Source organism: Denitromonas iodatirespirans (genome assembly GCF_018524365.1).
GTDB lineage: Bacteria > Pseudomonadota > Gammaproteobacteria > Burkholderiales > Rhodocyclaceae > Nitrogeniibacter > Nitrogeniibacter iodatirespirans.
The window spans coordinates 19,869-39,652 of the sequence record NZ_JAEKFT010000033.1; the positions used below are offsets into that span (position 1 = coordinate 19,869).

The 19,784-nt window shown below is 68.6% G+C and carries 13 protein-coding genes; 11 read left to right on the plus strand and 2 right to left on the minus strand.

The genetic code is table 11. The features are described 5' to 3' along the window. Window positions 1–115 precede the first annotated feature (115 nt). The 4 genes from I8J34_RS20615 (at window position 116) to I8J34_RS20630 (ending at window position 2,998) form a co-directional block, all read left to right on the plus strand. Window positions 116–538: a YqaA family protein gene (locus I8J34_RS20615; protein WP_214363525.1), complete on the plus strand. Its 423-nt coding sequence runs from the start codon at window positions 116–118 to the stop codon at window positions 536–538. Between the two features lie 182 nt (window positions 539–720). After that, window positions 721–1,071 carry a RidA family protein gene (locus tag I8J34_RS20620; protein WP_214363526.1) on the plus strand — a complete coding sequence of 117 codons (351 nt, stop codon included), beginning with the start codon at window positions 721–723 and terminating at the stop codon, window positions 1,069–1,071. Window positions 1,072–1,136: 65 nt separating this feature from the next. Next, a complete protein-coding gene (locus I8J34_RS20625; RefSeq protein ID WP_214363527.1) occupies window positions 1,137–1,640 on the plus strand; it encodes a pyridoxamine 5'-phosphate oxidase family protein in 504 nt (167 codons plus the stop codon). Beyond that, window positions 1,637–2,998 (plus strand): pyridoxamine 5'-phosphate oxidase family protein, encoded by a 1,362-nt coding sequence (locus I8J34_RS20630; protein ID WP_214363528.1) that lies wholly within the window; start codon window positions 1,637–1,639, stop codon window positions 2,996–2,998. The genes I8J34_RS20625 and I8J34_RS20630 overlap by 4 nt, the downstream gene beginning before the upstream one ends. On the opposite strand, the gene I8J34_RS20635 is transcribed toward I8J34_RS20630, so the two are convergent. Continuing rightward, window positions 2,986–3,678 (minus strand): hemerythrin domain-containing protein, encoded by a 693-nt coding sequence (locus tag I8J34_RS20635; protein ID WP_214363529.1) that lies wholly within the window; start codon window positions 3,676–3,678, stop codon window positions 2,986–2,988. The genes I8J34_RS20630 and I8J34_RS20635 overlap by 13 nt on opposite strands. 14 nt (window positions 3,679–3,692) lie before the next feature. Next, entirely contained in the window at window positions 3,693–4,190 is a 498-nt protein-coding gene (locus I8J34_RS20640) for a c-type cytochrome (RefSeq protein ID WP_214363530.1), read from the minus strand. A gap of 250 nt (window positions 4,191–4,440) precedes the next feature. On the opposite strand from I8J34_RS20640, the gene I8J34_RS20645 reads away from it, so the two are divergent. The 7 genes from I8J34_RS20645 to I8J34_RS20675 all read left to right on the plus strand — a co-directional run bounded on the left by I8J34_RS20645 (window position 4,441) and on the right by I8J34_RS20675 (window position 19,730). Further along, window positions 4,441–8,331, plus strand: coding sequence for a DUF3683 domain-containing protein (locus I8J34_RS20645; RefSeq protein ID WP_214363531.1), 3,891 nt, complete (start codon window positions 4,441–4,443; stop codon window positions 8,329–8,331). Window positions 8,332–8,637: 306 nt separating this feature from the next. Beyond that, window positions 8,638–10,413 (plus strand): thiamine pyrophosphate-binding protein, encoded by a 1,776-nt coding sequence (locus I8J34_RS20650; RefSeq protein ID WP_214363532.1) that lies wholly within the window; start codon window positions 8,638–8,640, stop codon window positions 10,411–10,413. Continuing rightward, window positions 10,413–11,177, plus strand: a complete 765-nt coding sequence (locus tag I8J34_RS20655) for a citrate synthase family protein (protein WP_214363533.1) — start codon at window positions 10,413–10,415, stop codon at window positions 11,175–11,177. The genes I8J34_RS20650 and I8J34_RS20655 overlap by 1 nt, the downstream gene beginning before the upstream one ends. Further along, window positions 11,174–11,977 carry a citrate synthase family protein gene (locus I8J34_RS20660; RefSeq protein WP_214363534.1) on the plus strand — a complete coding sequence of 268 codons (804 nt, stop codon included), beginning with the start codon at window positions 11,174–11,176 and terminating at the stop codon, window positions 11,975–11,977. The genes I8J34_RS20655 and I8J34_RS20660 overlap by 4 nt, the downstream gene beginning before the upstream one ends. A gap of 104 nt (window positions 11,978–12,081) precedes the next feature. Beyond that, window positions 12,082–14,181, plus strand: a complete 2,100-nt coding sequence (locus tag I8J34_RS20665) for a TonB-dependent receptor plug domain-containing protein (protein WP_214363535.1) — start codon at window positions 12,082–12,084, stop codon at window positions 14,179–14,181. A gap of 17 nt (window positions 14,182–14,198) precedes the next feature. After that, a complete protein-coding gene (locus I8J34_RS20670; protein ID WP_214363536.1) occupies window positions 14,199–15,233 on the plus strand; it encodes an ABC transporter substrate binding protein in 1,035 nt (344 codons plus the stop codon). 15 nt (window positions 15,234–15,248) lie between these two features. Next, window positions 15,249–19,730 carry an EAL domain-containing protein gene (locus tag I8J34_RS20675; RefSeq protein ID WP_214363537.1) on the plus strand — a complete coding sequence of 1,494 codons (4,482 nt, stop codon included), beginning with the start codon at window positions 15,249–15,251 and terminating at the stop codon, window positions 19,728–19,730. The last annotated feature ends 54 nt before the right edge of the window (window positions 19,731–19,784 follow it).

Genomic DNA, 19,784 nt, shown 5'->3' on the forward strand with positions numbered 1-19,784 from the left:
AAAAGCCTGTGGATTCAAGGGAAACGTGCACGGTAGCAGGGCATGGCGCAGCGCGGCAAGGCACAATCCGGCCTCGGATGCGAGACAATCCCCCACCCCCCATCGACGAACCCTCATGGAACTACTGACCTGGCTCGACCCCGGCCCCGATGCCGGCCTCGGCGCGGTGTTCGTCGCCAGCTTCCTGGCCGCCACACTGCTGCCCGGCGGATCGGAAATCGTCTTTGCCGGCTTTGTGCAGCTGCATCCCGACCAGGCCTGGCCGGCATTGGCGCTGGCCGCCGTCGGCAACACCCTCGGCGGCATGACGACCTATGTCATGGCGCGGGCCATCCCGCACGCTGCCACGCCGCCACGCGCCGCCTGGATCGAACGCCACGGCGCCCCGGTATTGCTGCTCGCCTGGGCGCCGGTGATCGGCGACGCGCTGTGCGCCGCCGCCGGCTGGCTGCGCCTGCCGCCGATCGCCTGCGCCGTCTGGATGGGCCTCGGCAAGCTCGCGCGCTACGGGCTGATCCTCGCCGGCATGACGCTATAGCCCGCACACCCTGGAGACACGGGCGCAAGCAGCCGATCCGCGTCACTGGCTTGGCACGCTGACATGAATCCCGCCACAATCCGGCTCGCCATTCGCCCGTCCCGGTGAAAATGCCGGGCCGGAACCGCGCTACAGTGACGGCCAGATCCCCCGGCCGCATCCACACACGCAAGGACCCGACCATGTCGCTCACCCGCTTCGGCACCACCGCTCGCTATTCCGACATCGTGGTGCACAACCACACGCTATACACGGTCGAGGTGCCCGCCAGCATCGACACCAACATCGAGACCCAGACCAGCGAGATTCTCGGCAGCATCGACCGCCTGCTGGCCCAGGCCGGCAGTGACAAGTCGCGCATCCTGATGGCCACCATCTACCTCACCGACATGGACGACTACGCCGGCATGAACGCCGTCTGGGATGCCTGGCTGCCCGCCGGCACCGCGCCCTGCCGCGCCTGCGTTCAGGTGGCCGCGCTGGCGCAGACCGGCTGGCGAATCGAGATCGCGCTGACCGCCGCGGTCGACTAGGCGCAAGCCCGCCACGGCCCAGCCGGATTGCAGTAAATTAGCGTGTCGTGTCCGGGTATGCCGAGATGACACCGCCCCCCGTGCTCACCCCTGCGCTGGCCGATTTCGTCACCAGCCACCTGTCGATCCACATCGCCGCCAGCGACGCGCGGGGCATCGCCACGCTGGTGCGCGGCCTGGGCTGTCGGCGCGACCCGGCCGACCGCGACCGGCTGCGCCTGCTGGTCGCCGGCCCGCAGGCCGAGCCGGTGCTGCGCTGCCTGGCCGCCAACGGCCGGATCGCAGCGGTGTTCAGCGAGCCGGAAAGCCATCGCACCGTCCAGCTGAAGGGGCGCGATGCCGGCCCCTGTGCGCCCGACGCCGCGGATGCGGCCTTCCTCGCCCCCTACACCGACCGGCTGGTCGCCCGTCTCGCCACCCTCGGCACGCCGGAGCCCTTCGTGCGCACCTTGCTGGCCTGCCCGGTCGAGGATCTGCGGGTCATCCGCTTCACGCCCGACGAAGTCTTCGGCCAGACACCCGGACCGCAAGCGGGCCAACGCCTGAGCGCCGGCAGCGCCGTGCCATGAGTCCGGCCCTCACCCTCGACACCCTGCGCAACTGCCTGGAGGGCATCGTCCCGGCCGGGCTGGCCACCTGCGCGCCCGACGGCACGCCCAACGTCACCTACGTGTCGCAGCTGATGTACGTGGACCCGGAGCATGTGGCGCTGTCCTTCCAGTTCTTCAACAAGACGCGCGAGAACATCCTGGCCAATCCGCACGCCACCGTGCTGATGATGGACCCGGACACCGCCGCCCGCTACCGGCTGAGCATCCGCTACCTGCGCACCGAAACCGCCGGCCCGCTGTTCGAGCGCATGAAGGCCACGCTGGCCGGCATTGCCTCGCACACCGGCATGGCCGGCGTGTTCCGTCTGCGCGGCGCGGACATCTACCGGGTGCTGGCGATCGAGGCGGTGCCGGGCCGGCAGCTGCCGCCACCGGTCGCGCGCGCTCCGCTGTTGCCGGCGCTGCGCCGCAGCGTCGACGCCCTGAGCCGCTGTCGCAGCCTGGACCAGCTCATCGACACGCTGGCGCAGTGCCTGGAACGCCAATTCGGCATCGACTACCAGATGCTGCTGATGGCCGACGAGGCCGGCCATCGCCTGTACATCGTCGCCAGCCGCGGTTATGCCAGCTCGGGCGCCGGCGCCGAGATTCCCTACGGTGTCGGCGTAATCGGCGTGGCGGCACGCGAGCAGGCACCGATCCGCATCATCTTTCCGGCCGCCGAGTACGCCTACAGCCGCGCCATCCGCGAGCAGCTCGAAGGGGGCGAACTGGCCGAGCAGCTCGAAGCCGCCATCCCCCTGCCCGGCCTGCCCGACCCGTCCAGCCAGCTCGCCGTGCCGGTGCTCGCCGGCGACCGCCTGATGGCCGTGCTGTATGTCGAAAGCGACCAGCTGTGCCGTTTCGACTACGACATGGAAGACGCGCTGGTGGCCCTGTGCGCCCTGCTCGGCCCGAGCATGTGCGCCCTGCAGTCCGAGGCCCTCGACGACGACGGCACGCCGGCCCTGCCGGCGCAGCCGCCGCCCGACGCCGCCGCGCCGCCGCTGCGGGTGCGTTATTTCGACCAGGACGGCAGCCTCTTTCTCGACGACACCTACCTGATCAAGGGCGTGGCCGGCAGCATTCTGTGGACCCTGCTGCAGGATCACCAGATGCTGGGGCGCTGCGAGTTCTCGAAACGCGAGATGCGCCTCGACGCCCGCCTGCGCCTGCCCGAGGTGTGCGACAACCTCGACGCGCGGCTGATCCTGCTCAGCCGCCGGCTCGAAGACCGCCAGGCCGACCTGCGCATCGAGAAGGCCGGCCGCGGCCGCATCCGCCTGGTGCTGTCGCGACCGGTCAGCCTCATCGCCGGCAGCGCTCAGGCGGCCTGACGCAGAGCGGCGTCGAGCCGCTGCACGCCTTCGGCCCCCAGGCGCGGCCGCAAGCTCACCAGCAGATCGTCGAAGGCCGCCGCCGGCAACTTGGCGCGCAGCGGCGCCAACATCGCCAGCCGTTCGGCCGGACGCATCGCCGGGATCATCCACCCCATGGCCAGGCGCATGTCCGCCGGCGACAGCCCGGCCACGATGCGCTCGTGCAGCCCGAGGATCTGTGCATCGCTCAGCCCGGCCCACAGGATCTCGTTGTGCTCGGTTTCCTCCAGGTACATATGCAGCAGGTTCTCGCCGACAAACGCGCCGAACTGCCGGTACAGCCGCGCCGCGGCACGGGCGCGGGCCGGCCCGCGCGCATCGCGCAACTCCTCGCCCAGATGCCCCAGCAACTGCAGGCTGGCCGCGTGATCGGCATGGTCGTGCGCGGCGCGGCGGGCGCTGCCCGGCTGCAAGGCCTCGAGCGCCGGATGGATCACCTGGTCTTCATGGGTCAGGTGATCGCGGCACAAGCCGATCAGCACCTGCAGCGCGGCCAGCGCCTCGATCACTGCCGTCTCGTCATCGGTATCGAGCCGACCGAGTTCGGTCAGCACCTCGCCCATGAACAGGCGCAGCCCCTTGTGGATGCCGTGGTAGAGGTCGGGACGCTCGGGGGTGATGGAACGCAGGAATCGCATGGATGTTCTCCTCCTCAGTGCTTGCCCGCGGCGCTGGCAACCCGGGTCGGCGGCTGCGGCACGAAGACGAAATGCGCGGTGGGGATCGGCGCGCCCGGCGGCAGGGCACCCGGTGCCGCCACACCGGCCGGGCCGAGGGCGCGCAGGTAGGCGTAGATCGCGCGCAGATCCGTGTCGCTCATGGCTTTCAAGGCCGGCCACGGCATCGGCGGCAGGCCGCCGGCACGGGCCCGGGCCAGCCAGTCGCGCTCGCTCATGCCGGCGGCCGACAGGCGCAGGTTGGCCGGATAGCTCACGCCCCACGGGCCGCTGAAGCCGACATTCATGCCGGTCAGCCGGTCGGCCTCGGGCACCGCCCCGCCCGACTCGGCGAATCCGGCGGTGTGACAGCCGTTGCAGTCGGCCACTTCCACCAGGTAGCGGCCACGCGCCACCGCGTCTGTGGCGTCGGCCAGGGCCGGCAGGCTGCTGCACAGCGCGGCGGTCAGGATCGCTTGGGTAAACCGTTTCATGCTGGACTCCATCGATTGATTCGAGTGGCCAGCTTACGAAGGCGGCAGGCCTGCCGCTCTTAAGAGTTGCATCAGCAAAGCTTCAAATTTTGCTAAAGGCGAAAACACGCGGGACACGGGGCGGATCGGCCGCAGATATGCGTCGAAAATCAAAGCCTTGTTGGAAAGAGGGGTATCGATTGGGGCTGCATGGTGCACCGCAGTTCGATAGAATGCATCGTTTCCCCCCACCCCACCGCCAGACACGCCGATGACCCAGCGCCTGCGAGAGATTCCCTATAACTACACCTCGTTCTCCGACCGCGAGATCGTGATCCGCCTGCTCGGCGAAGAGAGCTGGCAGGTGCTCGACGCCCTGCGCAGCGAGCGCGTCACCGGCCGCTCGGCGCGCATGCTCTACGAGGTGCTCGGCGACATCTGGGTGGTGCAGCGCAACCCCTACCTGATGGACGACCTGCTGGCCAACCGCGACCGCCGCGCTGCGCTGGTCGGCGCATTGCGCCACCGGCTCAACGAGATCGACAAGCGGCGGGTCGATTCGCAGGCCGAGGATGAGGATCGCAGCGGCAAGGTCGAGCAACTGGTGCGCGCCGCACGCGAGGCGGTGGCGCGCTTCGAAGTGCAGTTCCAGGAAACCCTCGACCTGCGCCGCCAGGCCACCCGCGTGCTGTCGCGCCATACCCGCAAGGACAACATCTGCTTCGACGGCCATGCGCGCGTCTCGCATGTGACCGACGCCACCGACTGGCGGGTCGAGTACCCCTTCGTGGTGCTGTACCCGGACACCGAGGCCGAAATCGGCCATCTGGTGCGCGACTGTATCGAGCTGGGCCTGACCATCATCCCGCGCGGGGGCGGCACCGGCTACACCGGCGGCGCCGTGCCACTGGATGCGCGCTCGGTGGTGATCAACACCGAAAAGCTGATCGACATCGGCCCGGTCGAGGACAAGGTGCTGCCCGGCCTCGACGGCCCGATGCGCGAACCCTACGCCACCATCCGCACCAGCGCCGGCGTGGTCACCGCGCGTGTGGCCGAAGCGGCGACGGCGGCCGGGCGCGTGTTCGCGGTGGACCCGACCTCGGCCTCGGCCTCCTGTGTCGGCGGCAACGTGGCGATGAACGCCGGCGGCAAGAAGGCCGTGCTGTGGGGCACCGCGCTCGACAACCTGGCCTGGTGGAAGATGGTCACGCCGGACGGCACCTGGCTGGAGGTCGAGCGCCTCGACCACAACTTCGGCAAGATCCACGAGCAGGAGGTGGTGCGCTTCCGCCTCAAGCGCTTCGACGCCTCGGGCACCAAGCCGCTGGGCGAGGAAATCCTCGAAATGCCCGGCGCGGCCTGTCGCAAGGACGGCCTGGGCAAGGACGTGACCGACAAGTTCCTCGGCGGCCTGCCGGGCGTGCAAAAGGAAGGCACCGACGGCATCATCGTCGCCGCGCGCTGGGTGCTGCACAAGATGCCGCCGGTGACCCGCACGGTGTGCCTGGAGTTCTTCGGCCAGGTGCGCGAAGCGGTGCCGGCCATCGTCGAGATCACCGACTACTTCAAGCCCGGCGGCGAAGGCCACGGCCTGGGCGTGCAGCTGGCCGGCCTGGAGCACCTCGACGAGCGTTACGTGAAGGCGGTCGGCTACACCACCAAGGCCAAGCGCCACGGTCGGCCCAAGATGGTGCTGGTGGGCGACATCGTCGGCGCCGACGAAGACGCGGTGATGAAGGCCGCCTCGAGCGTGATCCGCATGACCAACGCGCGCGGCTCGGAGGGTTTCATTGCCGTCTCCGACGAGCAGCGCAAGAAGTTCTGGCTGGACCGCTCGCGCACCGCCGCCATCTCGCGCCACACCAACGCCTTCAAGATCAACGAAGACGTGGTGATTCCGCTGCCGCGCATGGGCGACTACTGCGACCACATCGAGCGCATCAACATCGAGCTGTCGACACAGAACAAGCTCGCCCTGTGCGATGCGCTGACCGAGGTGCTGCTCGGCGACCTGCCGCTGCACGCCCATGATGCCGACATCGACCCGGCCGAGATCATCGGCGACCGCCGCCAGGCCGCGCTCGACTACGTGTCGCGCGTGCGCACCCGCTGGCAGTGGCTGCTCAATCACCTCGACACCCCGCTGGCCGAGGCCGAGGCGCGCTTCGACGAGTTCGGCATCGTTGCCGGCGAGCTGACCAACACCGCGACCGACCCGGTGCTCTTCCACCGTCTGCAGGACTACTCGGTGCGCACCTCGTGGAAGAACGAGCTGCGCGCCCGCCTGGTCAAGATCTTCGACGGCGACGTGTTCCGCCCGGTGCGCGAAAAGATCGACGCCACCCATGCGCAGGTGCTGCGCGGCCGCCTCTTCGTGGCCCTGCACATGCATGCCGGCGACGGCAACGTGCACACCAACATCCCGGTCAACTCCGACAACTACGCCATGCTGCAGACCGCCAACGAGACGGTGGACCGCATCATGGCCATCGCCCGCGCGCTCGACGGCGTGATCTCCGGCGAACACGGCATCGGCATCACCAAGCTCGACTTCCTCACCGATGAGGAAATGGCCAGCTACTGGACCTACAAGCAGAAGGTCGACCCCGAAGGCCGCTTCAACCGCGGCAAGCTGCAGCGCGGCGCCAACCTCGACCGCGCCTATACCCCCAGCTTCGGGCTGATGGGCCACGAGTCGCTGATCATGGAGCAGACCGAGATCGGCGAGATCGCCCACGACATCAAGGACTGCCTGCGCTGCGGCAAGTGCAAGCCGGTGTGCTCCACCCATGTGCCGCGCGCCAACCTGCTCTACAGCCCGCGCAACAAGATCCTGTCCACCTCGCTGCTGGTCGAAGCCTTCCTCTACGAGGAGCAGACCCGCCGCGGCGTGTCGCTGGCGCACTGGGCCGAGTTCGAAGACGTGGCCGACCACTGCACCATCTGCCACAAGTGCGAGAAGCCCTGTCCGGTGGATATCGACTTCGGCGATGTCTCGGTCAAGATGCGCAACCTCTTGCGCAACCAGGGCAAGAAGTCCTTCAACCCCGGCAAGGCGGCCGCCATGGCCTTCCTCACCGTCAAGGACCCGGCGACCATCAAGCTGATGCGCAAGGGCATGATCGAGTGGGGCTACAAGGCGCAGCGCTGGGCGCACAAGGCCGCCCGCTCGCTCGGCCTGATCCAGTCGCAGGTCACGCAACCGCCGGCCACCTTGCACAAGGCACCGATCAAGGCGCAGGTGATCCACTTCATCAACAAGCCGATGCCGGGCAACCTGCCCAAGCGCACCAGCCGCGCGCTGATGGACATCGAGGACGACAAGGTCATCCCCGTCATCCGCAATCCGCAGGTGCCGGCCGAGCAGTCCGAGGCGGTGTTCTATTTCCCCGGCTGCGGCTCCGAGCGCCTGTTCAGCCAGGTCGGCCTGGCCACCCAGGCCATGCTCTATCACGTGGGCAGCACCACCGTGTTGCCGCCGGGCTACCTGTGCTGCGGCTATCCGCAGACCGCCGCCGGCGAGGAAGACAAGGGCCAGAAGATCACCACCGACAACCGCGTGCTCTTCCACCGTGTCGCCAACACGCTCAACTACCTCGACATCAAGACCGTGGTGGTGTCCTGCGGCACCTGCATGGATCAGCTGATGAAATATCAGTTCGACAAGATCTTCCCCGGCTGCCGCCTGATCGACATCCATGAATACCTGATGGAAAAGGGCGTCAAGCTGGAGGGCATTACCGGCCAGAAGTACATGTACCACGAGCCCTGCCATGCGCCGATGAAGATCTACTCGGGCATCAAGGTGGCCAACGAGCTGATGGGCACGCGGGTCGACCTCAACGACCGCTGCTGCGGCGAGTCGGGCACCCTGGCCGTGGCACGGCCGGATGTGTCCACCCAGGTGCGCTTCCGCAAGCAGGAAGAGATGGAAAAGGGCGCCGCCGCGCTGCGCGAGGGCGATGCCGACGCGCAGGTGAAGATCCTCACCTCCTGCCCCAGCTGCCTGCAGGGCCTGTCGCGCTACGCCAACGACGGCGGCGGCATCGAGGCCGACTACATCGTGGTCGAGATCGCCAAGCACCTGCTCGGCGACAACTGGCTGCCCGAGTATGTCGACCGCGCCAACCACGGCGGCATCGAGCGGGTGCTGCTGTGAACGCCCGCCGCTGAAGCGCTGACCGCCTCAGCCACCCATCCCGCCAGGGGCCGCGATCGCGGCCCCTTTTTTTGTTTTGTGCGGAACGCCGCCCCGGGCTTTCGGAATGCCAAATACCTCACACAAGGGCCGCCTCAGTCTATGACTTTAGTCATGTATGTTGAATAGCTCACGGTCGTAGAATCGCGCCTGAACTACCGTGCGCAGCGAAACAACCCAGGGCTCTTTCCATGACGTGCTTATACGACGTTTGGCTAGGAACAAGAGCCACTCTGAACATGACACGTTACAAGGACTGACACACCCATGGATCGCCCGAATCCTGCCGCCTTCATGCGGCCCGAAGACACCCACAAGCAGCCGGACGTCGCCGATCTGATCGTCGCCCACCTGGAACAGATCGGCGTCGAGTACGTGTTCGGCGTCCCCGGCGGCGCCATCGAACCGATCTACAACGCGCTCGCCCGCAGCGCCCGCCGCAACGGCCCGCGTGTCATCACCACGCGCCATGAGGCCGGCGCCGCCTACATGGCCGAAGGCTATGCGCGCGAGAGCGGCCGGCTCGGCGTGTGCATCGCCACCTCCGGCCCCGGCGCCACCAACCTGATCACCGGCGTCGCCTGCGCCCACGACAACGGCATCCCGCTGCTGGCCATCACCGGCCAGCCCAAGCTGACCGCCTTCGGCCGGCGCGCGCTGCAGGAATCGGGCTGCACCGGCGTCAACACGCTGGGCATGTTCCGCCACTGCACCGGCTACAACACGCTGCTGTCCCATCCGGAACAGGCCGAGCCGAAGATCGTCAGCGCGCTCGCCTATGCCTTCCAGAACCGCGGCGCCGCCCACCTGACCATCCCGGTGGACATCCAGCGCAGCGCCGCCCCCGCCGAATGGCAGGGGCCGGCCAAGGGGCTCCGGCGCATGCTGCGCTCGCCCGCGCTGGTGGACGAAGACGCCGTGCAGGCCGTCTTCGACGCCCTCGGCGCAGCGCGCCGGCCGGTCTTCCTGCTCGGCGGCGGCGCCGGCGGCGCGGTGGACCTGTTCCTGCAGCTCATCGAGCGTCACGGCGCCGCCTTCGTCACCACGCCGGACGCCAAGGGTTTCGTGAACCCCGCCCACCCGCTGTATCACGGCGTCTTCGGTTTTGCCGGCCACCCGCAGGCGCGCGAGTTGCTGACGGCCGATCCCGACCTGATCGTCGCGGTCGGCGTGAGCCTGGGCGAGTGGACCAGCGCCGGCTGGAGCGATGTGCTGCTGAACGATCGCCTGATCCACATCGACAGCCGGGCCGAGCATCTGCAACGCTCATCCATGGCACGCCTGCAGGTGTCGGGCAATCCGGTCAGCGTCGCCCACCGCCTGCTGGCGATGGACGCGGCACGCCCCGTCACGCCGGCGCCGGCGGCCCCTGTGAAGAGCTCACGCCTGCCGGCCACGCCGGCACACATCGCGCCGGGCGTGCGCCCGCAGGTGTTGATGGAAGTGCTCTCCGAGCGCTGCCCGCCGACCGTCAACTTCGTCGCCGACCCCGGCAACAGCACCGCCTGGGCCATCCACCACCTGGAACTGAACTGTCGCCGCCACCGCCCGGCGAGCGCCGATGCTCGCCATCAACGCAACCCGGCGGCCAGCTGGTTGCGCGTACTGATGGACTTCGCCCCCATGGCTTGGGCGATCAGCTGTTCCATCGGTGTCGCACTGGCACGACGCGGCCGGCCGGTGGTCTGCCTCACCGGCGACGGCAGCTACCTGATGAGTGGCCAGGAAATCACGGTCGCCCAGACCGAGCGCCTGCCGGTGCTGTTCGTGGTGCTCAACGACGCCTCGCTGGGCATGGTCAAGCACGGCCAGCGCCTGGCCAACGCCGAGCCGATCGGCTTCCATCTGCCGACCATCGACTTCGCCGCACAGGCCCGCGCCCTGGGCATCGAAGGCATCGCCATTCGTTCGGAAGCCGAACTGGCCGCCCTCGATCTGGTCGGCCTGCTCTCGCGCAACGGCCCCACGCTGCTCGACGTGCGCATCGACACGGAGCAGGAGCCGCCCATCCGCATGCGCCTCGAAGCGCTGGGGACGGTGTGATGAGCGAGCGCATCCATACCCGCATCTGGGACGAGTCGCCGGACCCCAGATCGCCGTTTCTCGGACAGAACGTTCGCCTCTTCGGCTACGACTACTACGGCGATCTGGTGGGCCGTGCCCGTTGGGTGGAGATGCTGTGGCTGCTGTTCACCGGCGAGGCACCGACCCCGGACCAGTCGGCACTGCTCGAACGCCTGGCCGTCGCGCTGGCCAACCCGGGCCCGCGCGACCCGTCGGTGCACGCGGCCATGTGCGGCGGCGTCGGCGGATCGCCTCCGGCCGCCAGCCTGGTGGCGGCACTGGCCGTCGCCAGCGGAGATCACGGCGGCGCCGGCGAACTGCGACGCGCCATGAGCGCCTGGGCGACCGCCGGGGAGGCATTCGATCGCGTCACGGACGCGCTCACCGACCAAGCCGACGACACCGGCATGTGGCCCGGCTTCTCGCCCTTGAGCCACCATACCGCGCACAGCGTTCTCGACTGCCTTGCCGCGCTGGGCCGGGCCTCGCTGGCACGCCGACTCACCTGGCTGCACCAGCACGAGCCATCGCTCTCCGACGCCGCCCGATGCGGCCTGAGCCTGACCGGCGTGGCGGCCGCCGCACTCACCGACCTGGGCATGGACCTGGATCAGGGCGAGGCGCTGTTTCTGTTGTTGCGCCTGCCCGGCACGCTGGCCCATGCCGTCGAGCAATCGGGCAAGCGCCACAAGCAGTTCCCGTTTTTCGCCCTCAACGACATCACAAGGAGTGACGACGCATGAGCCGAGTCGATCCGAAAGACTATGAAGCCCGAATCGGCCATGTGACGACCCGTCTGGGCGGCTTTTTCCCCGGCCACAGCGCACGCGTTCGCGGCCACGACCTGCACGAATTCACCGTCGACAAGCGCTGGTTCGATCTGTATCTGTTCTCGCTGACCGGACGCGAGCTTGGCGACAACGAGCGCGACATGCTCGAAGCACTGTGGACCTTCACCAGCTATCCCGATCCGCGCATCTGGAACAACCGCGTCGCCGCACTCGCCGGCTCGAGCCGTGCCTCCGCCGCGCTGGGCATCGGCGCCGCCATCGCCGTGACCGATGCGGACATCTACGGCCTGGGGCCCTGTCTGGCCGCCTTCGACTTCATCGGCGCGCATGTCGCCGACTCCGACGAGGCGCTCCTGCAGGCCGCGACCGACAAGCTGCGCCGCGAACGGCGGCTGGGCGGCTACGGCCGGCCGGTGGTGGCCGAGGACGAGCGGATCGCCCCCACCATGGCCAAGGCGCGGGCCCTGGGCCTCGCCGACGGGCCGCATGTGCGTACCGCTTTCCGCCTAGACGCGCTGCTCGCCGAAGGCCGCTGGCGGATGCGCATCAATTACGCGGCGCTGTGCTCGGCCCTCCACCTCGATATCGGCCTGACACGCGACGACTACGAGTGCATTTTGGCCACCATTTTTCTCGGCGGAATGCCGCCGGTATGGAAAGAACACAACCAGGAAGCGGCGGGCGGGTTGTTTCCGATTCCGGTCGATGCCGTGCATTATGACGGTGTCACACCCCGGCGTTGGCCGGACTGAGGACCCCATGCGGCAAACAGGCCGGGAATGCCCCTGCATTTTCGGCTTGGCGCGCACATGAAAAAAACATATAACGTTCGCTTGTGCTTGACTTCGGGGTTTGCATGAAACATTTTCGTGCGCTGATCGTGGGCGGTTCGATCCTCCTGGCGGGCAGTGCGTCGGCAGCCACCGACGCCTTTGCCGACCCGGACCTGCTGGCCGCCTATGGCGGTACGGACTTCGTGAGCATTGCCACCGGCAGCCGCCAGCCCCTGCGGCGCGCGCCGGCCGTTGCCAGCGTGGTCACTCGGGACGACATCCTCGCACTGGGCGCGCGCGATCTGACCGAGGCGCTGGCAGGTGTGCCGGGGCTTCATATCGCCTACTCCAGCCTGGTCTTCAACCCCATCTTCAGTTTCCGCGGCAATTTTTCGCAGTTCAACCCCCAGGTGCTGCTGCTGATCAACGGCATCCCGATGACCAGCGTCTTCGCCGGCGACCGCGGCAGTGTCTGGGGCGGCATGCCGGTGGACAACATCGAGCGAATCGAAGTCATCCGCGGCCCCGGCAGCGCGCTCTACGGCGCCGATGCCTTCACCGGCGTGATCAACGTCATTACCCGCAGCCCCAACGATTGGCAGGGCACGGATGTCGGTGTGCGCACCGGCAGCTTCAACACGCGCGACGTCTGGCTCAATCACGCAGGCACCGCCGGGCCGGTCAAGCTCGGCTTCTATGTCGGCTGGCAAAAGACCGACGGCGACGACCAGACGATTGCCTACGACGCCCAGACCGGGCTCGATCGATTGTTCAGTACTCAAAGCTCGCTCGCCCCCGGCCCGATGTCACTCGGCCGGGAGGGACTCGATCTCGGGCTCGACCTGATCATGGGCGACTGGCAATTGCGCGCCGCCTTGAAAGACTACAAGGATGTCGGGATGGGGGCCGGCGTGGCCAACGCGCTGGACCCGGCCGGCCGCGGGCGCAATGAGCGGTGGACCGCCGATCTGACCTGGCATCCGCAAGACCTGGCGCCGGACTGGGATGTCACGGTACAGGCCCACTTCCTGCACATGAAGGACTTCTCCGACATCCAGCTCTTTCCGCCCGGCGCCTTCGGCGGCGCCTTTCCCGAAGGCATGCTGGGCCAGCCGGACAAATGGGAGCGCCATGGCGGTCTGTCGGCCGCCGCGGTGTATACCGGCTGGGCCGACCATCGCGTGCGCATCGGCGGTGGCTACCAGAAGCTCGACCTCTACAAGGTGCGCGAGACCAAGAACTACCGCTTCGTCGGACTGACGCCGACGCCACTGCCCGGCGGCCTGACCGAAGTGTCGGCGGAAGACGCCTTCATGCGCCCGCACACCCGCCACAACCGCTACCTGTACGCCCAGGACGAATGGAGCCTGTCACGCAACTGGACGCTGACCTCGGGCGTACGCCACGATGCCTACTCCGATTTCGGCCACACCACCAATCCGCGCCTCGCCCTGGTGTGGGACGCCGGCTACACGGTCAGTGCCAAGCTGCTCTATGGCCGCGCCTTCCGCGCCCCGTCCTTCGTCGAGCAATACAACGTCAACAACCCGATCGCGTTGGGCAACCCGGATGTCGCTCCGGAAAAGATGGAAACCTGGGAAGCCGCCCTGACCTGGCAGCCCGACCAGGACACCCTGCTGTCGGCCAACCTCTTCCAGTACGCCATCCGCGACACCCTGCGCCAGGTGCCCAACAGCAACCCGACCACCGGGTCGACCGCACAGAACACCGGCCGCGTGGACGGCAAGGGCCTGGAAGTGGAGTTCAGCTGGCGCGCCGACCCCTCGCTCAAGTTCAGCGGCAACTACGCCTACCAGTACAGCAGCGACCGCGAGACCGGCAAGAACCCGGGCAACGCGCCCCGCCAGACCGCCTACCTGCGCGCCGACTGGCGTCCCGCCGACGGCTTTGTCTTCACGCCGAGGCTGCGCTGGGTGGCCGACCGCAGCCGGGAACCGGCCCGTCCCAATCAAACCGCGGACACCCGTTCCCCGCTCTCCGACTACGTCGTCCTCGACCTCACCGTCCGCGCCGAAAATGTCCTCAAGGATGTAGACCTGTCCTTGACGGTCAACAATGTCGCCGATGCCGCGGCCTACGAGCCCAGCCAATCCCCCGGCCAGCAAGACGACTTCCCCCTGCCGGGCCGCACATGGCTGCTGTCCGGGACGCTGCGCTTTTGAGCTGGATCTCTCCATCCATGCGCACCCCCGTCCACTCCCTGCTGGCCGCCGCCCTCATGCTGCTGGCCGCCGACGCGCCCGTATGGGCCGACAGCGGCCCCTCGCTCGCCCGCATCGAGACGCCGATCTTCCACAACCGCCTCTACACGCTGGCGGCCAACACCGAAACGATCCTCCCCAGCGCCGAGGCGGGGCGCATTGCCGTGGTCTATCCGGACCTGGGCGAACCCTATCGCAGCGTGTTCCAACAGATCCTGTCGGGCATCGAGCTGACCGCCCCTGACCGGGTCGTCAGAGTCGCCCTGAGCAACCCGGAAACCCCCGGGCAACTGGCCGACACGCTCCAGAAGAACGGTGCCACGGTGGTGATTGCGCTGGGCCGCCACGGACTGAAGGCCGCCAGCGCGCTGCCGGCCGCCTTCCCCGTGGTCGGTGGCGCGGTGCTCGCCGCACCCGACGACGGGCCGGGCGCCACCGCCCTGGTCAGCCTCACCCCCGATCCCCGGCTCCTGTTCCAGCACCTGAAACAACTCGCCCCCTCGGTGCGCCGGGTGTTCACGGTGTACTCGGCTCGGCAGAACGACTGGCTGATCGCCCATGCGAAAAAGGCCGCCAAGGCGCAGGGCCTGGAGCTGGTGACTATCGAAACGGACGACCTGCGCATCGCGCTGCAACGCTTCCGCGAGATCACCGAAAGCGCCGACCCTGCCCGTGATGCCATCTGGCTACCGCAAGACACGGCGGTGCTCGACGACCAGGTCGTTTTGCCTTTTGTCCTTCAGCAAGCCTGGGATCGGTCGTTGATTGTCTTTTCCAGCACGCTGGCCCATGTCCGGCGCGGGGCGCTGTTCGCCCTCTATCCCGACAACATCGACATGGGCCGCCAACTGGCGACCACTGCGCTCGCCCTCGGCAACACCCCGGGCCAGGCCCGCACGGTGCAACCGCTGCGCGAAGTGCGACTTGCCCTCAACACCCGGACTGCCGGCCATCTCGGCATCACTCTGGAGACTTCGCTGAAAGATGTGGCCCTGCTCTTTCCCGTTCGCTGACCCGACCGCGACCACATGCCGAGCCTGACCGCCCGCCTGCGCCGCAGCAGCTTCGGTGCCCAACTGAGCATGACCATCGCCGTCGGGCTGGTCCTGCTGGCCGTGGTCGCATCGGTCGCCAGCTCGCTGCGCGGCGACCGCCAGATCCGCGAGACGCTGCTGCGCCAGGGCGCCAGCGTGGTCGCCAGTCTGGCCGACCAGAGCCGCTTGGCGCTGCTGTCGGCGGCGCCCGAGAACGCCGCCGCCGCCATCGACGCCACCCTCTCCTTCCCCGACGTGGTGGCGGTGCAGATGTTCGATGCCAGCGGTAAGCTGCTGCTGTCGCGGATCAAGGCCGGGGCGCCCACGCTGCTGCTGCCCGACGTGCCGCGCGACCCCTACGCCGGGACCGCCTCGGTCGAACTCGAAAACGACGACATCTGGAGCTTTACCGCCACGGTCCAGATCACCCCCGACGCCAATTCGCCGTTCTCCATGGACGAGACACCGCAGATCCAGCGCCTGGGCATCGTCCGCGTGGTGCAGAGCAAGAGCGTGATCAACGCCCTGCGCACCGACCTGTTCCTCTCCAACCTGGCCATCTCGCTGCTGTTCGCGGTCTTCTTCGTGGTGCTGGTCGAGATGCTCTCGCGCCGCCTCACCCGCCCGCTGCGCGAGCTGTCCCGCGCCATGTCCTCGGCCATGGCCGGCGAACGGGGCGTCCGCGCCAAGCTCGACGGCCCGCACGACATCGCCGACATGGAGCATGCCTTCAACCGCATGATGGAAGAGCTCGAAGGGCGCGAGCACGAGCTGATCACCGCGCGCGACAGCGCCGTCGCCTACGCGGAGCTCAAGAGCCAGTTCGCCGCCACCGTCAGCCACGAAATCCGTACCCCGCTCAACGGCGTGATCGGCAGCCTCAACATGCTGCGCGCCAGCCGCCTGCCCGCCAAGGTGCAGCTGCTCACCGAAATGGCCTGGGATTCGGCGCGCCACCTGCTCGACATGGTCAACGGCGTGCTCGACTTCTCGCGTCTCGAAGCCGGCAAGATCGCGCTCGACGCCCAGCCGCTCGACCTGCGTCAGCTGGTCGAAGACCTGATCGATGCCCTCAGCCCGCAAGCCTACGAAAAAGGCCTGGAGCTGGGCCACCATATGGCCCCGGACCTGCCCGCCGCCTGGATCGGCGACGCCGACCGCCTCCGCCAGATCCTCACCAACCTGCTCGGCAACGCCATCAAGTTCACCGACCGGGGCGAAGCCTGGGTGCGCATCGACCGCAGCGAGATGCCCGGCACCGGCGCCAGCGCCGTGCGCTTCACGGTCTGCGACACCGGCCCGGGCATCGACCCCGCCCTGCAGGGACGCATCTTCGACTCCTTCACCCAGGGCGACGCCTCCAGCACCCGGCGCCATCCGGGCAGCGGCCTGGGCCTGGCCATCAGCCGCCAGCTGGTCGAGTTGATGGGCGGCACCATCGCGCTCGACAGCGCCCCCGGCCAGGGCAGCCGCTTCACCGTCACCCTGCCGCTGCAGGCCGCCCCGGCTGCCGCGACGCCGCCGCCCGCGCCGATCGCCGCCGGGCTGCGCATCCTGGTGATCGAAGACAGCGCCATCTGCCGCGACTACCTCGACACCGAACTGGCCCTGCAAGGCGCCCGCACGGTGATCTGCCCCGCCCCCCGGCTGGCCGAGCAGGCCCTCGTCACGCCGGACGGCGACCCGCTGCCGGTCGACCTGGTGCTGGTCGACGGCGCCGTCGCCGCGGCCGATCTGCAAAAACTGCGCAAGAGCGCCGCCTGCGCCTCGGCACGCTGGGTGCTCATGGCGCCGCTGGCCCGCTTCGGCGACGAAGACGACCGCTACTGGAGCACCACGCTGGCCAAACCGCTGCGCCGCTCCCGGCTGTCGGGCGTGCTGCGCCTGCTCGCCGACCCCACGGCCGAGCTGCCGGCCGCCGTGCCCGACGCCGTCGGCAGCTTCAAGGTCCTGGTGGTCGACGACAACCGGACCAACCAGGTGGTGGTGCGCAGCATGCTCGAGATGCTCGGCCTGACGGTGGAGCTGGCCGGCGACGGCAAGGCCGCCCTCGCCGCCCATGCCCGCGACGGTTGGGACCTGATCCTGATGGACTGCCACATGCCCGGCATGGACGGCAACGCCGCCACCCGCGCCATCCGTGAGCGCGAGCAGATCACCGGGCACCACACCCCGATCATCGCCATGACGGCCGACACCGAGCGCGACGACATCGCACGCAGCCTCGACGCGGGCATGGACGACCACCTCGCCAAGCCGCTCACCCTCGACACCCTCGCCGCCACGCTGCGCCGCTGGTTCGACCGGCCCTTTGCCCTGCGCGCCCCGGACGCCACCACCGACGCCCTGGAAACACGCAGCCACATCGTCGACCCGACCGTGCTCGAACGCCTGCGCGATGCGCTCGGCGGCGCCATCGACAAGGCCATCGGGCCCTTCCTCGAAGACATGCCGCAGATCCTCGCGGCCCTGCAGACGGCGGCCACCGCCGGCGACCTGCCGGCGCTCAAGACCAACGCCCATCAAATCAAGGGCGCCGCCGGCAACCTCGGCGCCTGGACCCTGGCACAAAAGGCCGAGACCCTGGAGCTCGAACTGAACGACCCGGCGCTCGACGCCGTCGGCCTCGCCACCGATCTGTCCGCCGAGTTCAGCCGCGTCGCCACCGCGCTGCGCGACTTCCTGCCCGAACCGCTGGCCAACGCCCCCGTCCCGACCGATGCCGAAGCGCGCGTGCTGGTCGTCGACGACGACCGCAGCACCCGCTCCGCCCTGCGCTATGCCCTCGAACTGAACGGCTTCATGGTGGACGAAGCCGACGCCGGCGCCTCCGCCATCGACCTGGTCGCGCGGCGCAACCCCGACCTCGTCCTGCTCGACGCCGTCATGCCCGGCGCCGACGGCTTCGCCACCTGCACCCGGCTCAAGGAGCTGCCGCAGGGCAAGGACATCCCGGTGCTGATGATCACCTCGCTCGACGACCGCCACTCCATCGAGCGCGCCTTCGCCGCCGGCGCCAGCGACTACATCACCAAGCCGCTGCATCTCAACGTCGTCGTCCAGCGCGTGCGCCGCACCATCGATGCCAGCCGCTCCGAGCGCCATGTGCGCCACCTGGCCTACACCGACACCCTCACCGGCCTGCCCAACCGCGCGCAATTCCAGGAGCACCTGCAACGCCAGCTCGATGCGGCCGCCGAGCACAACAAGCTGCTCGCCGTGCTCTTCCTCGACCTCGACCGCTTCAAGTTCGTCAACGACACGCTCGGCCACGAAATCGGCGACCGCCTGCTCAAGACCGTCGGGCGCCGCATCACCCACAGCGTGCGCGCCGGCGACTGCGTGGCCCGCCTGGGCGGCGACGAATTCACCGTGGTGCTGGAAAACCTCGGCTCGACCACGGTCGCCGCCGCCGTCGCCAAGAAGATCGCCACCGACCTGGCCGAACCCTACGTGGTCGACGGCCACGACATCTTCGTCACCGCCAGCATCGGCATCGCCCTCTATCCGCGCGACGGCACCGACCTGAGCACGCTGCTGCGCCATGCCGACACCGCGATGTACCGCGCCAAGCACTCCAAGCACAGCTTCGTTTTCTACGAAGACGCCATGGAGACCAGCGCCAGCGAACACCTGCGCCTCGAGAGCGACCTGCGCCACGCGGTCGAGCGGCGCGAGTTCGAACTGCACTACCAGCCCGAGATCGATGCCCAGAGCGGCCGCCTGGTCGCCGCCGAAGCCCTGGTGCGCTGGCGCCACCCCACGCGCGGCCTGCTCGGTCCCAACGAATTCATCCCCATCGCCGAAGAGACCGGCCTCATCCTGCCCATCGGCGAATGGGTGCTGAGCGCCGCCTGCGAGCAACTCAGGTCCTGGCGTGCCGACGGCCACGGCGTGCGGGTGGCCGTGAACTTCTCCGGCCAGCAGCTGCAGGACGAGCAGATCGCCGCCACCGTCGAACGCGTGCTCGACGAATACGGCGTGGTCCCCGACGATCTCATCGTCGAGCTCACCGAAAGCGTCTGGATGGAGCGTCAGGGCGAGGCCATCGACAACCTCTACCGCCTCAAGCGCCTCGGCATCCGCCTGGCCATCGACGATTTCGGCACCGGCTACTCCTCGCTCAGCTACCTCAAGCGCATGCCGGTCGACATCCTCAAGGTCGACCGCAGCTTCGTCACCGATCTGGGCGGCGCGTCGAGCGGCGCGGACGCCGACACCGATGTGGCCATCGTGCGCGGCATCGTCGCGCTGGCGCACAACCTCGACCTCGAAGTGGTGGCCGAAGGCGTCGAAACCCAGGCCCAGCGCGACTTGCTGAAAACCATGGGCTGCGACCTGATCCAGGGCTACCTGATCAGCAAGCCGCTACCCGCCGAGGCCTTCACCACCCGCTTCCTGCATGACGCGGCCGTCCGGCCGGAAGAGCCGGCCGCACGCTGCGCGGCCAAGAGCCGGCGCAGCGTGCCGGGCTGAGCGCCGGCCGCGCCGCTCGTCGGGCCGCTGTCGAATTCTCCCAAGTGCCAGCGA

Excerpts from the sequence above, each read along its gene's own strand:
- I8J34_RS20615 (WP_214363525.1), top strand. The coding sequence starts at position 116 with ATGGAACTACTGACCTGGCTCGACCCCGGCCCCGATGCCGGCCTCGGC.
- I8J34_RS20620 (WP_214363526.1), top strand. The coding sequence starts at position 721 with ATGTCGCTCACCCGCTTCGGCACCACCGCTCGCTATTCCGACATCGTG.
- I8J34_RS20625 (WP_214363527.1), top strand. The coding sequence starts at position 1,137 with ATGACACCGCCCCCCGTGCTCACCCCTGCGCTGGCCGATTTCGTCACC.
- I8J34_RS20630 (WP_214363528.1), top strand. The coding sequence starts at position 1,637 with ATGAGTCCGGCCCTCACCCTCGACACCCTGCGCAACTGCCTGGAGGGC.
- I8J34_RS20635 (WP_214363529.1), bottom strand. The coding sequence starts at position 3,678 with ATGCGATTCCTGCGTTCCATCACCCCCGAGCGTCCCGACCTCTACCAC.
- I8J34_RS20640 (WP_214363530.1), bottom strand. The coding sequence starts at position 4,190 with ATGAAACGGTTTACCCAAGCGATCCTGACCGCCGCGCTGTGCAGCAGC.
- I8J34_RS20645 (WP_214363531.1), top strand. The coding sequence starts at position 4,441 with ATGACCCAGCGCCTGCGAGAGATTCCCTATAACTACACCTCGTTCTCC.
- I8J34_RS20650 (WP_214363532.1), top strand. The coding sequence starts at position 8,638 with ATGGATCGCCCGAATCCTGCCGCCTTCATGCGGCCCGAAGACACCCAC.
- I8J34_RS20655 (WP_214363533.1), top strand. The coding sequence starts at position 10,413 with ATGAGCGAGCGCATCCATACCCGCATCTGGGACGAGTCGCCGGACCCC.
- I8J34_RS20660 (WP_214363534.1), top strand. The coding sequence starts at position 11,174 with ATGAGCCGAGTCGATCCGAAAGACTATGAAGCCCGAATCGGCCATGTG.
- I8J34_RS20665 (WP_214363535.1), top strand. The coding sequence starts at position 12,082 with ATGAAACATTTTCGTGCGCTGATCGTGGGCGGTTCGATCCTCCTGGCG.
- I8J34_RS20670 (WP_214363536.1), top strand. The coding sequence starts at position 14,199 with ATGCGCACCCCCGTCCACTCCCTGCTGGCCGCCGCCCTCATGCTGCTG.
- I8J34_RS20675 (WP_214363537.1), top strand. The coding sequence starts at position 15,249 with ATGCCGAGCCTGACCGCCCGCCTGCGCCGCAGCAGCTTCGGTGCCCAA.